The organism is Streptomyces sp. JLSY215 (genome assembly GCF_059682825.1).
The window spans coordinates 7736571-7749000 of the sequence record NZ_CM185022.1 but is presented as its reverse complement, the minus strand read 5'-3'; the positions used below and the strand labels follow the sequence as shown (position 1 = coordinate 7749000).

The window sequence follows — 12430 nt, the reverse complement described above, 5'->3', positions numbered from 1 at the left end:
GGCGGACTCGGCAGGGTGGCGGGCATGAGCGACTCCCCCGGCCACCAGCCCGCTCCCGCCCCGCTCACTCCGGTGATCTTCGACCTCGACGGCACGCTGGTCGACAGCGAACCGAACTACTACGAGGCGGGACGGCGGTTGCTGGCCGGCCATGGGGTGACGGACTTCGACTGGGCGCACCACACCCGTTTCATCGGTATCGGGACGCGCGAGACCCTGGAGATCCTCAGCCGGGAGTACGCCCTCGACGCCCCGGTCGAGGAGCTGTTGGCGGCCAAGAACCGGCTCTATCTGGAGCTGGCGCGCAGGCACACCGAGGTGTTCCCGGAGATGCGGGAGTTCGTTGCGCGGCTGCATGCGGCCGGGCATCCGATGGCGGTGGCCTCGGGGTCGTCGCGGGCCGCGATCGAGGCGGTGCTCGCCGGTACGGGGCTGGCCGCGCCGCTGACCACGATGGTGTCGGCGGAGGAGGTGGCGCGCGGCAAGCCGGAGCCCGATGTGTTCCTGGAGGCCGCGCGCCGGATGGGCGTGGCGCCCGGCACGTGTGTGGTGGTCGAGGACGCGCCGCCCGGCGTGGTGGCGGCGCACCGGGCGGGGATGCGCTGCATGGCGATCCCCTACGTGACGGACACCGCCGACGACCCGGCGTTCGCGCACGCCGGGCTGCTGTTCCGGGGCGGGCAGCGGGAGTTCACGGCGCGGGCCGCGTACGACTGGTTCGGGCGGCTCCCGCGGTCATAGCGGACCGGGCGGCGGGGGCGCCTGGCGGTGAGACAGGCGCCTGGCGGTGAGACATACGTCTCAAGGGCGGCGGAGCAACCCCCGGGCCTCCGCTGCGGTCTCCCCCACCAGCACCGGGAACACAGTTGGTCACCTCGCGGCTACCGAAGGCTGATCAATTGTCAAATTTCGATTTAACCCGGTCGAAAAGCGAACTTCTGGCTTTACATGCCCATGCCAGAACACGCAGGGTGTGCGCGGGGTCTTCCGGCCCCCGCGGCGCGCAACAGCGCCGCGCGTAGGGGCGGTTGGTGAGCCGACCGCCCCCCTGTGCACAAAGGACCCATATAGTGCGTAGACCCCACATACGCAGCCTGGCGATCGCCGTCGCCGTGACGGCGGCCGCGACCGTCACGGCAGGCGTGGCGGGCACCGCCGCCGCGACCCCCTCGGTCACCAAGGGCTCAGCTCCCGCCTCCGCCCCCTCCCATGCGGCCATCGTGGACGCGGCCCGCGCCGCCGCGTACGCCCACGCCGCCGCCACCGGCGTCGGCAAGAAGGACCAGCTCCAGGCCACGGACCTGCTGGTCGACCCGGACGGCAAGCAGCACGTCCGCTTCCAGCGCACCCACCGCGGCCTGCCGGTGCTCGGCGGTGACCTCGTCGTCCACCTGGACGCCAAGTCGGCCTATCAGGGCGTGACCCGGGCGGCCCGGCAGCAGGTCGCGGTGGCATCCACCAGCCCGAAGCTGTCGGCCGGCCAGGCCGAGACGAAGGCCGCCGCCGCGGCGCAGGGCCGGGCCGGTACCGCCCAACTGGTCGTGGACGCCCGCGCGGACCGTACTGCCGCGCTGGCGTACCAGGTGGAGGTGAGCGACAGCCGCGCCGACGAGGCCGATGGCGTCCGTACCGTCGTCGTCGACGCCGCCTCGGGAGCCGTGCTCAGCAACATCCCGGCCAACGACTCCTTCCTGTCGCCCGCCGTCCAGAAGAAGCTGCGCAAGCGGGGCGAGAAGCTCAGCCCCACGACCGGACTGACCGGCGCCGCCGCCCCGGCCACCACCGGAAAGGCCGCCAAGGCCTACCCCGGCGCGGCGACCGGTACCGGCTCGTCCCTCTTCGTCGGCAAGGTGCCGCTCTCCACCACGCAGACCGCGAAGAACGCCTTCACGCTGAAGGATCCCACCCGCGGCAAGACCGAGACCCGCGACGCGGGCGGCAAGGAACTGGAGAAGTTCGCCGACGGCAAGGCGTTCACCAGCACCACCAACCGCTGGGGCAACGGCACGACCGGCAACCGGGCCAGCGCCGCCGTCGACGCCCAGTACGGCATAACGAGCACCCTGGACTTCTACAAGAAGACCTTCGGGCGCAACGGCATCAAGAACGACGGCCGCGGCGCCCACGCCCTGGTGCACTTCGGCAAGAACGTCGGCAATGCCTTCTGGTCCTCCGACTGCGGCTGCATGCTCTACGGCGACGGTGACGGGAAGACCTTCACCAAGCCGCTGGTCGTCCTGGACGTCACCGGTCACGAGCTCACCCACGGCGTCGTGGACGCGACCGCCGCCCTCCAGCCCACCCGCGTCGACGAGGAGGGGAACCAGTTCGGCGAGCCGGGCGCCCTCAACGAGTCGCTGGCGGACATCTTCGGCAGCTCGGTCGAGTTCGCCGCCAACAACCCGAAGAACCCGCCCAATTACCTGATGGGCGAGAAGCTCGGCCTTGAGCAGAAGTTCCTGCGCCGGCTGGACAAGCCGTCCCTGGACAAGCTCGAGGGCACCGTCGACTACTGGTCGAAGGACTCCTACGACGCCGAGGTGCACGCCGGTTCGGGCGTCTCCTCCCACGCCTACTACCTCCTGGCCGAGGGCAGCGGCAAGAAGGTGATCGGCGGCGTCTCCTACGACTCCCCCACCTTCGACGGCTCCACCGTGACCGGCATCGGCCGGACCAAGGCGACGGCGATCTACTACCGGGCGCTGACCCGGTACATGGTCTCCACCACCGACTTCCACGGTGCCCGGACCGCGACCCTCAAGGCCGCGAAGGACCTCTACGGGGCCAACAGCACCGAGTACAAGACGGTGAACAAGTCGTGGGCCGCCGTGAACGTCACGGCCGCCAACACGCCTGCCGCCCAGCACTGATCACGATCCGGCCACCGGTGCCCCCGTCCTCGGCGGGGGCACCGGTGGCCGCGGCAGCACCGCGGAACCCGTCGCCGGGCCGGGATCACCCCCGTCCGTGAAGCACCGGCGGTCACCGGCGCGCATCGCTGACATCGGGCGCGGCCCCGGCGCCCGGCCCGCTCACCACGTCCTGGATCAGCGCGACGCGGGAGAGCAGCACGGCGCCCCACAGCACCAGCCCGACGCCCAGCGCCTCCGGGGCCAGCCACCAGCCGGTCCGCACCCGCTCGTCGAAGAGGGTGACGCCCAAGGACAGGCTGACCAGCGCGTCCCCGAGGGTGAGGACGGGCTGGGAGGCGGTCAGCGGGCCGGACTGCATGGCGTTCTCCATGAGGAACAGGGCCAGCACGCCGACGGCCGCGAAGCCATAGGTCTGCCAGGCCAGGAAGAACTCGCCGGGGCCGCCCTGCTGCCAGGCGTGCGTCGCGTCCTTCATCAGGGCTGCGGTCAGCGCGTAGGCGACGGCGGTCGACGCGCCGAAGGCGGCGGCCCGTACCGCACCCGCCGGCCGGCGCAGCGCCACGCCGACGGCCACCACGATCACCGCGCCGCAGGCCACCAGCGCGCCGATCCAGCGGTCGAGCGGCGCATGGGTGGTGCCGGCGGTCGGCGCGGCCGCGGCGAGCGCCGAGCCCAGCCCGACCACCAGGAGCCCGACCCCCCGCCAACCGCGGCGCGAGACCCGCCCGCCGAGGAGTACGCGCCCGATGAGCAGGGCGAGCGGCAGTTCCAGGACGAAGAGCGGCTGCACCACCGACAGCGCCCCCATGGACAGCGCGAGCGCCTGGAAACTGGCGGCGGCGATGACCGCGAGCATCCCGCAGAGCCACACCGCGCGGTGCAGCAGATCCACCAGCAGGCCCAGCCGCAGCCCCGGCGCCAGCGGCACCGTACGGGCCGCGCGCCGCTGCAACACCGTGGCCAGCGCATTGCTGGCCGCCGCGAGCAGCGCGAACAGGACGGCCGGCCACATGACGCCCGCCACCACCTCCTTGCCGCCGGTCCCCGTTCCGACGCTAACCGGAGGGCGGACGGGGCGCCTGGCGGGCGTGCGGGGGCGGTCGGGGCGCCGGCGCACCCGGCCGTCGGTCAGTGCTCCTGGGCGGTCGGCCGCACCATGATTTCGTTGATCGCCACATGCGGCGGCTGCGTGATCATGAAGCTGATGGAGCGGGCGACGTCCTCCGCCCGCAGCCAGCTCCGCTGCGGCATCCCGAACGCCGACTCGCCGCCGATCGTCATCTCCGTCGTCGTCATCCCCGGCTCGACCAGCCCGACCCGTACGCCGCGCCCGGTCACCTCCTGGCGCAGGGACTCGCTGAACGAGCACACCGCGTGCTTGGTGGCCGAATAGACGCTGTTGTTCTTACGGGCCAGCCGTCCCGCGACCGAGCTGACGGTCACCAGGTCGGCGACGCCGCGCGCGCCTTCCTCCGCCGCGCGCAGCAGATGCGGCAGCGCGGCGTGCGACAGATGCAGTACGGCCCGGAGATTGAGATCGACCATGCGTTCCCAGTCGTCGAGGTCGCTCTCCTCCACCGCGGCCCGCGCTCCGTACCCCGCGTTGTTCACCACCACGTCCAGCCGGCCGAAGTGACCGACCGCGTCCTCGACCACCCGGCGCGCCTGCGCGGGGGCACTCAGGTCGGCGGTCAGCGGCAGGGCCGCGGCGCCCTGTGTGCCGATCGCATGGGCCAGCTCCGTCAGCCGGTCCGTACGGCGCGCGACCAGCACCAGGGAACACCCCAGCCGGGCGAGCGACAGCGCCGCCGCCTCACCGATCCCGCTGGAGGCGCCGGTGACCAGGGCGACGCCGCCCGCCAGGGGCTTGTCCGCGCCATCGGCCGGGGTGTGGTTCGACTCCTTGGCATCCATGGCGTACGTATACCTCTGGCGATCGGCCCGTACGCCCTGAATGCCGCTCCGTGGGCCACCTGCGCGGCCCGGCGGCCGCGGCCGCCCGTCCGGGTCAGTTCAGCCCGAGCGACTTGCACGCGGCGGCGAGGTCCTTCGTGCAGATCCAGTCGGTGGGGACGGCACCGTCGCGGATCACGGTGTCCTCCATGTTCTTCCGGGTGACGACCTGCGCGTTGAAGAGCTTGGCCGGGATGCCGGACTTGCTCTTGCTGTCGGCCGTCGTCGAGGTGAAGGACTTGATGCTCTTGCCCCGCAGCAGGCGGAAGGCGATCTCCGCGGCGGTTTCGGCCTCCGGCCTGACCTGCTTGTAAATAGTGAACGACTGCGTACCGCTCACCAGGCGCTGCAGAGCGGGGAGTTCGGCGTCCTGACCGCCGAGCGGCACATTCTTGATACCGGCCGACTTCAGCGCTTCGGCGGCTCCGCCGGCCATCCCGTCATTGGCCGAGTAGACGGCGTCGAAACCCGCCGGACCGCGGTCCCTGATGACCTCGCTCAGCTTTTTCCCGGCTTCCGCCGCCGACCACTCGGGAATGTCCTTCTCGTAGACGATCTTATGGACCTTGCCGTCGAGAACTGCGTGGGCGCCCTTCTTGAAGTACGGGGCATTCGGATCGGTCGGGGAGCCGTTCAGCATGACGACATCGGCACTCGCCGCCTGGGATCCGAGGGCGGCGAGAAGTGCCTTGCCCTGCAGCTGGCCGATCTTCTCGTTGTCGTAGGAGACATAGGCCGCGACATTGCCCTCGGCGAGCCGGTCGTACGCGATGACCTTGACGCCCTTCTTGGCCGCCGCATCCACCCAGCTCTTGGCGGCCTGGGCGTCGACCGGGTCCAGAATGATGACCTTGACGCCCTTCTTCACCAGGGCCTCGAACTGCTCCTTCTGAACGGCCACTTGAGCGCCGGCGTTGCGGTAGTCCACTTTGCATTCGAGGCAGAGCGTGGATATCCGGCTCGAGATGATGCGGCGGTCGAATGCCTCGTAGCGGGCCGCTTTGTTCTCCGGAAGGAGCAGCCCTATGGACTCCTCGTGGGTACCTGTGTCGTCCCCGCTGCTGCAGGCCGCCAATGGCACGGCGAGCGAGATTGTCATTGCGCCGGTGATTATACGACGCAGTGCTGCATTCATTTCAGGTACCTCCGCAAGGGGCCGCCCTGACCGGCCCGGAACGGCTGAAAGTGAACGTCACCGCCACCCGCATCGTCAAGAATCGAAGCAGGACCGATGCGAAAGCGAGCCATGCGTTGACAATCCGAAGGCGTGCGGCGCGATCACCCTTACACCGTCCCGTCAGTGTGCCGTATTTCGCGCATCTCCTCCACGGAGCCGCCCAATTCATCCCCCTTGGGCAGATATCGCGGTATGACCTATTGCTCCGTATCGATGGCGACGTGTACGCCCCCGAGCGATGACGGCACGAGGCCCCGGCAGGCGGGCCGCCGCTCGGTGAGGCTGCGGGTGCCTTGGTCAACTCGTCGAAGAGGGGGGCGAGTTGGAACCGCCAAAGGCATCTCCGTGACGGTGAGGTCGGCTCGCTTGACCCGGTTGCGGACGAGGGGAAGCACCAGCCGGGGATCGACGAGGTGAACGACGCCGCCGAGGTGCCGGAGCCGACCGGCAATGCCACCCATCACGCCCCCACCCCCACCTGGGCGCTTTCGCACCAAGATGCGATCTCCGCCTTCTGGGCGTGCGATGGATGAGGAAGCATTGTCGGCTCGGCACGTCCGGTGGTGAGCGGTGCCCTGACGCTGCCGGAGACTCACGACGGCAGCGCAGCTCAAGGAGAACCGCGACGGACGGGGGTTCGTTCCGCAACTCTGGAGGCGCCAAGTGGCCATGCAACACGGTACGGACAAGACGGGCCCCGCCCGGGACGACGTGATGAAGAAGGAGCTGCGCGCAGAGCTGACCAGGGACCGTTCCCTGCGCACGATGGAGGAGCGAGCACTCCAGCCGTCCGGGGAGGACCAGCCCGAAGCGGCCCAGGCACCCGACACCGCGTTCCGGGGCGGCACACCGCACGGAATGTCGCAGGAGGACGTCGCCGTGCGCTCCGAACTCGCGCAGCACCTCGGCCGGAGCATGTATCCGGCCGATCGGCTCGCCATAGTCGAGAAGCTCGTACGCGACAACGCACCGGACCGGTTGATCGACCTGGCCAAGAAGCTTCCCGAAGGGGAGCGGTACGGAAATGTGCAGAGTATCGCGGAGTCCCTGGGGCTCGGCACGGAAGATCTCCGCGACTGATCGCGGAACCATGCGCCACGGCCATTTCCTGAACGAGTTACCGAACGTCCGCTGAATGCCGCCAAGAATGAGCTTTCCGCACGTCGGCATGGTATGAGGTAAGCACCTCGAAGGGCATTTGAGTACGATTATCACCTGCCCTCTCTGTTGACGGACGGGAGCGCCGATGGCACGGATTCAGCGGGACTTGCGGCAGGCTCTTCCACGGGACTCCCCCAGCGGGGCGGAGCGCAAAAACCGAACGATTCCCGGCCGGGTGCTTTTGCGCTGGATGACCACCACCGACCACAAGGTCATCGGCAACATGTACATGGTGACCGCGTTCGCATTCTTTCTGCTGGGCGGGACGCTGGCCATGCTGATGCGGGCGGAGCTGATGCGCCCGGGTCTCCAGATCGTATCGAACGAACAGTACAATCAGCTTTTCACCGTCCACGGCACCATCATGATGCTGCTGTTCGCGACGCCGATGTTCGCCGGCTTCGCCAATGCCGTGATGCCACTCCAGATCGGCTCACCGGACGTGGCTTTTCCGCGGCTGAATGCGTTTACCTACTGGGTTTTTCTGCTCGGCGGCACCATGGTGGTTTCCGGGTTCCTGGTCCCCGGCGGGGCGGCTTCGTTCGGCTGGTTCGCCTATGCACCCCTGAACGGGCCGGTGTTCTCCCCCGGCAAGGGCGCGGATCTGTGGACCATGGGCCTGGTGGTCGCCGGGCTCAGCACGATTTTGGGTGCGGTGAACTTCATCGCCACCATCGTGTGCCTGCGCGCTCCCGGCATGACGATGTTCCGGCTGCCGATCTTCACCTGGAATGTGCTCTTCACCTCCGTTCTCGCTCTGCTGGCGTTTCCCGTGCTGACCGCCGCGCTGCTCGTGCTGGAAGCGGACCGCAAGTTCGGCGCGCATGTCTTCGACGCCGCATACGGGGGTGCACTGCTGTGGCAGCACCTGTTCTGGTTCTTCGGTCATCCCGAGGTCTATATCGTGGCGCTTCCGTTCTTCGGCGTCATCACCGAAATCATTCCGGTATTCAGCCGCAAGCCCGTCTTCGGATACGTCGGCATGGTCGGCGCGACCATCGCCATCACGATGCTCTCCGCTTCGGTCTGGGCCCATCACATGTTCGCGACCGGGGCCGTGCTGTTGCCGTTCTTCTCCGTGATGTCTTTTCTCATCGCGGTGCCGACCGGCGTGAAGTTCTTCAACTGGATCGGAACCATGTGGGGCGGCAGCATCTCGTTCGAGACGCCCATGCTGTGGAGTATCGGGTTTCTGGTGTCGTTCTTGCTGGGCGGGCTGAGCGGGGTGCTCATCGCCTCTCCCCCGCTGGATTTCCACGTCACCGACAGCTATTTCATCGTGGCGCATCTGCATTACGTACTGTTCGGCACCGTGGCGTTCGCGATGTTCGGCGGGTTCTATTTCTGGTGGCCCAAATGGACCGGAAAGATGCTCGACGAGAGACTGGGGAAGATCCATTTCTGGACCCTGTTCATCGGGTTCCAGGGCACCTTCCTGGTGCAGCACTGGCTGGGCGAGATGGGCATGCCCCGCCGCTACGCGAACTACCTGACCGCCGACGGCTTCACCACGTTGAACACCATCTCCTCGGCCAGTTCGTTCCTCCTGGGCGCCTCGACACTGCCGTTTCTGTTCAATGTCTGGCGCACCCGCAAATATGCTCCCAAGGTGGAAATGGACGATCCATGGGGATTCGGCCGGTCTCTCGAATGGGCGACCTCCTGCCCACCGCCGCGCCATAACTTTCACACCCTGCCGCGGGTGCGCTCCGACTCCCCGGCATTCGACCTGCACCACCCCGAGGTGGGGCTGGGAGCCGCCGGGCCGGCCCTGACCGGCGGCCCGGGTGCGGGCGGTACGTCCACCCCCGACACCCTGAGCGAGTGAGCCGGTGAAAATCGAGACCCTTCTCTTCGGCGGCGTCGCCCTCTTCTTCGCCGTGACCTCGGTCGGTTATGCATGGTGGTCGGACCGGGAACCGGCGGGAACGGCCGCGCTGATCTTCGCTTTCATCATGTCGTCGCTGGTCTGCTTCTTCTTTTTCATGCAGCACCGCCGACGGGGCACCCGTCCCGAGGACCACAAGGACGCCGAGGTGCAACAGCGCTCCGGTCCCCTGGACTTCTTCCCGCCGCACAGCATCTACCCGCTGCTCACCGCCGTGGGCTTCACGATCAGTGCGCTGGGCGTGGTGTACGGGGCGTGGCTGTTCCTCATCGGTGTGGGGGTGCTGGGCTCCGGCGTGTTCGGCTTCGTGTTCCAGTTCCTGGAGCGCGACACCTGACGCCTGCGGACGCGCGCGTCGATCGCCCACCGGCAGCCGTCGGTCGCCAACCGGCAATCGGCAATCAGTCGTCCGGCTGTGCGTTCAGTGCCGCGATTTTCTCCCGCTGCTCCGGCGTTGCCGGCATCTTCACCTGGTCGCCGTAGTACCACCGGTTCAGCGCGACCCGCAGACGGTCCTGTCGGGAGAGCCCCGCCGCCCCGGCGGGGCCGAATTCCAGGGGCTCCGGATCCGACCGTGCCAGCAGCGTGTGCCGTTCCTGCGCGGCCATCGCCCGCCGTCCCTCGGTCAGGTCGCCATAGATCGACTGGGTCACCAGGCCCGTTTCGTCGCCCTCGATCAATCGCTCCCGCTCACGCCGCTGCAGCGCCAGGCAGATCCACTTGGTGAGGAAGAAGGCCAGCGGCGGCGCGACCACCACCGCCACCCGGAACACCCATGTCAACGTGTTCAACGAGAGCTCGAAGCCGAACGCGATGACGTCGTTGCCGCCGGCCAGCAACAGGACCGCGTAGCAGACGATGACGGCCACGCCCAGTCCGGTGCGGGTGTGGCGTTCCCGCGGCCGGTCGCACAGATGGTGTTCACCGCGGTCGCCGGTCACCCATCGTTCGAAGAAGGGATACAGATACAGCGCCGCGAACAGCACTCCCGGCAGGACCACGGCGGGCAGGAACACATTCCACATGATGGTGTGGCCCCACAGCTGCGTTTCCCACGGAGGCATCAGGCGCATCGCGCCCTCAAGGAAGCCTACGTACCAATCGGGTTGCGCATCGGTGGACACCTGGTCCGCACGGAAAGGGCCATAATTCCAGATCGGGTTGATCTGGGCCACCGCGCCGAGGACCGCCGTGCATCCGAAGACGATGAGGAACAGCCCGGTCGACTTGGCGAGCCACTGCGGAAGCATCGGCTGCCCCACGACGTTCCTGTTCGTTCTTCCCGGCCCGCGCCACTGGGTGTGTTTGAGGAAGACCACGAGGATGAGATGGGCCGTCACCATGGCGATGAGAATCCCGGGTACCAGCAGGATGTGGACCGTATAGAGGCGCGGAATGATCTGCTGTCCGGGGTATTCACCGCCGAAGGCGAAGAACGACAGATACGTTCCCACGATCGGGATGGATCCGATGATGGTGTCCGCGGTGCGCAGACCGGTGCCGGAGAGCAGGTCGTCGGGGAGCGAGTAGCCGCAGAATCCCTCCAGCAGCGCGAGCAGAAAGAGCGTCACCCCGATGATCCAGTTTCCTTCGCGCGGCCGGCGAAAGGCGCCGGTGAAGAAGATGCGCAGCAGATGCACACCGACGGACGCCACGAACGTCAGCGCCGCCCAATGATGGATCTGCCGGATCAGCAGCCCGCCCCGCACATCGAAACTCAGCCGCAGCGTGGAGGCGTAGGCCTGGGTCATGCGCGTGCCGTGCAGCGGGGCGTACGAGCCGTGATAGGTGCTCTCCGCCATGACCGGATCGAAGAAGAGCGTCAGGAACACTCCCGTGAGCACCAGCACCAGCAGGCTGTACAGCGCCAGTTCACCGAGAAAGAACGCCCAGTGATCCGGGAATGCCTTGCGCAACAGCTTGCCCGCCTCAGCCGCCGGCAGCCGTTCGTCCAGGCGGTGAAATCCGCGTTCGGCCGCTCGCCGAGCCCTCGGCTGAAGGCTCTCTTCACGCTTGCGGAAAGGCATGCACTGTGCTCCCTCGTCCTTGCGGCAGTCGCGGGCCGCCGCCTCGGCCTTGCGGATGACTAACCGATATCCGGGGTGCTCAAGCGGAGTCATCATGCGTCCGGTTGTCTCTTCCTGGCCCCGTAGTGGTGCCGGGCCCATGCGGGGAGCACAAACCAGCACAGCGCGAACCACACCACGAGCCCGGCGATGATCCACGGCACCACGGCGTCGTGCACGGCAATGCGCAGAATGAGCAGGATCGCGGAGGTGACGGTGGCCAGCAGGAGAACGACCCCCACAATGGTCAGCCTCGATGCCCAGATCACCATTTCCGGCTTGAGATGACGGCCGGTCACAAACCGATGGAAGGTCACCGGGCCGATCAGTGCGCCGGTTGTGGCGGCACCGAGAATCACCGTGACCACATAGATGGTTCTGTCGGTCGCGCCGAGGGTGGCGAACCTCGGAGTGAAGACGACGGTGAGGAGGAATCCGAACAGAATCTGCACGCCGGTCTGCGTGACCCGGACTTCCTGCAGAATGTCGGTCCAGCGACGGTCGGCCCGCTCTTCCTCGGACTCGTCCCGGCCATAGGCAGGACGATGCGCATCGTGTTCCGGATGTGGGTGCGGGTCCGGTTGCGGATGCGGCTGCGGATCCGACTCCATACGACCTCCCGGCCCCATTCCGTACTGTTCACGCGCCGCAGTCCCGGACCGTCAGGCGAGGCCGTCCCGCACCCGACGCCATCCGGCCGGGCGGGCCGGCGCATTCGGCTCAGCCGTCGACCGTGATCTCGAACTCCTGCGCGACGGCGCCCTCGGCGGTGACGAGAAAGGTGGCGGTGCCCGCCGCGTCGCCCGCCACGAGCGGCGGGGTCTGCGCGTATCCCTGCGCATCGGTGGGCGCGATGACATAGGGCCGGTCGCCTTCGAAAAGGGCCTGCTGGGTCATGGACTCCCAGGAGAACGTCACCGGGGCATCGGACACCGGCGCGCCGGTCCGGCTGTCGACCAGCCGGACCTTCAGCGGCTGCCCAAAGGTCTGATGGGGACGGGCGTGCTGTCCTGTTCCCCCGGCCGGCTGAATGGTCAGCGTGTGGTCCGAGCCCGCTTTCGCCCGCATACCGCCTCCTGGCTGAAATATCTTGTTGGTGGCACGGCGCCCGGATTCCTCCCGGGGATGCCGGTGATGGTAAGCACGGCGCCGCGGCGCTCTCGCGTAGGACCACCTCGTTTCCGGGGAGTTCCTGCGGTGGGGTGACAGGCGGTGGGGCGACAGGCGCAAGGGTGGCGCACTCCTCCTCAAATGCCGCGGCCCGGCCGACGGCGTAACGTCGGCACTGTCCCGGGAGAAGCGTCATGACGTG

At 68.1% G+C, this 12430-nt stretch carries 11 protein-coding genes; 5 read left to right on the top strand and 6 right to left on the bottom strand.

What is annotated here, in order from left to right; all coding sequences use genetic code 11:
- The first annotated feature begins 24 nt into the window (after positions 1-24).
- Together AC5677_RS34250 and AC5677_RS34245 are read left to right on the top strand one after the other, a co-directional pair.
- Positions 25-741, top strand: coding sequence for an HAD family hydrolase (locus tag AC5677_RS34250; protein WP_497191767.1), 717 nt, complete (start codon positions 25-27; stop codon positions 739-741).
- 329 nt (positions 742-1070) lie between these two features.
- On the top strand, positions 1071-2870 hold the full coding sequence (locus AC5677_RS34245; RefSeq protein WP_497191766.1) for a M4 family metallopeptidase: 1800 nt from the start codon (positions 1071-1073) through the stop codon (positions 2868-2870).
- Positions 2871-2982: 112 nt separating this feature from the next.
- On the opposite strand, the gene AC5677_RS34240 is transcribed toward AC5677_RS34245, so the two are convergent.
- The 3 genes from AC5677_RS34240 to AC5677_RS34230 form a co-directional block, all read right to left on the bottom strand.
- Positions 2983-3885 carry a DMT family transporter gene (locus tag AC5677_RS34240; RefSeq protein WP_497196862.1) on the bottom strand — a complete coding sequence of 301 codons (903 nt, stop codon included), beginning with the start codon at positions 3883-3885 and terminating at the stop codon, positions 2983-2985.
- Positions 3886-4001: 116 nt separating this feature from the next.
- On the bottom strand, positions 4002-4787 hold the full coding sequence (locus AC5677_RS34235; RefSeq protein WP_497191765.1) for an SDR family oxidoreductase: 786 nt from the start codon (positions 4785-4787) through the stop codon (positions 4002-4004).
- Positions 4788-4881: 94 nt separating this feature from the next.
- Positions 4882-5961 (bottom strand): sugar ABC transporter substrate-binding protein, encoded by a 1080-nt coding sequence (locus AC5677_RS34230; RefSeq protein ID WP_497191764.1) that lies wholly within the window; start codon positions 5959-5961, stop codon positions 4882-4884.
- 711 nt (positions 5962-6672) lie between these two features.
- Here AC5677_RS34230 and AC5677_RS34225 point away from each other — a divergent pair.
- The 3 genes from AC5677_RS34225 to ctaF all read left to right on the top strand — a co-directional run bounded on the left by AC5677_RS34225 (position 6673) and on the right by ctaF (position 9389).
- Positions 6673-7083: a DUF2795 domain-containing protein gene (locus AC5677_RS34225; protein WP_497196861.1), complete on the top strand. Its 411-nt coding sequence runs from the start codon at positions 6673-6675 to the stop codon at positions 7081-7083.
- Positions 7084-7354: 271 nt separating this feature from the next.
- Positions 7355-8992: an aa3-type cytochrome oxidase subunit I gene (gene ctaD / locus AC5677_RS34220; RefSeq protein WP_497191763.1), complete on the top strand. Its 1638-nt coding sequence runs from the start codon at positions 7355-7357 to the stop codon at positions 8990-8992.
- A 4-nt stretch (positions 8993-8996) separates the two neighbouring features.
- A complete protein-coding gene (gene ctaF, locus AC5677_RS34215; RefSeq protein ID WP_497191762.1) occupies positions 8997-9389 on the top strand; it encodes an aa3-type cytochrome oxidase subunit IV in 393 nt (130 codons plus the stop codon).
- 64 nt (positions 9390-9453) lie between these two features.
- Here the strand turns inward: ctaF and qcrB are convergent, their stop codons facing one another.
- The 3 genes from qcrB to AC5677_RS34200 all read right to left on the bottom strand — a co-directional run bounded on the left by qcrB (position 9454) and on the right by AC5677_RS34200 (position 12186).
- Positions 9454-11079, bottom strand: a complete 1626-nt coding sequence (qcrB, locus tag AC5677_RS34210; protein WP_497196860.1) for a cytochrome bc1 complex cytochrome b subunit — start codon at positions 11077-11079, stop codon at positions 9454-9456.
- A gap of 92 nt (positions 11080-11171) precedes the next feature.
- A complete protein-coding gene (locus AC5677_RS34205) occupies positions 11172-11729 on the bottom strand; it encodes a DUF6328 family protein (protein ID WP_497191761.1) in 558 nt (185 codons plus the stop codon).
- 109 nt (positions 11730-11838) lie between these two features.
- Positions 11839-12186, bottom strand: coding sequence for an Ig domain-containing protein (locus AC5677_RS34200; protein ID WP_497191760.1), 348 nt, complete (start codon positions 12184-12186; stop codon positions 11839-11841).
- Positions 12187-12430 lie beyond the last annotated feature (244 nt).

What these genes read in the sequence shown, in the direction of transcription:
- AC5677_RS34250 (WP_497191767.1), top strand. Translation starts at nt 25, where the DNA reads ATGAGCGACTCCCCCGGCCACCAGCCCGCTCCCGCCCCGCTCACTCCG.
- AC5677_RS34240 (WP_497196862.1), bottom strand. Translation starts at nt 3,885, where the DNA reads ATGTGGCCGGCCGTCCTGTTCGCGCTGCTCGCGGCGGCCAGCAATGCG.
- AC5677_RS34235 (WP_497191765.1), bottom strand. Translation starts at nt 4,787, where the DNA reads ATGGATGCCAAGGAGTCGAACCACACCCCGGCCGATGGCGCGGACAAG.
- AC5677_RS34230 (WP_497191764.1), bottom strand. Translation starts at nt 5,961, where the DNA reads ATGAATGCAGCACTGCGTCGTATAATCACCGGCGCAATGACAATCTCG.
- AC5677_RS34225 (WP_497196861.1), top strand. Translation starts at nt 6,673, where the DNA reads ATGCAACACGGTACGGACAAGACGGGCCCCGCCCGGGACGACGTGATG.
- ctaD (WP_497191763.1), top strand. Translation starts at nt 7,355, where the DNA reads ATGACCACCACCGACCACAAGGTCATCGGCAACATGTACATGGTGACC.
- qcrB (WP_497196860.1), bottom strand. Translation starts at nt 11,079, where the DNA reads ATGCCTTTCCGCAAGCGTGAAGAGAGCCTTCAGCCGAGGGCTCGGCGA.
- AC5677_RS34205 (WP_497191761.1), bottom strand. Translation starts at nt 11,729, where the DNA reads ATGGAGTCGGATCCGCAGCCGCATCCGCAACCGGACCCGCACCCACAT.
- AC5677_RS34200 (WP_497191760.1), bottom strand. Translation starts at nt 12,186, where the DNA reads ATGCGGGCGAAAGCGGGCTCGGACCACACGCTGACCATTCAGCCGGCC.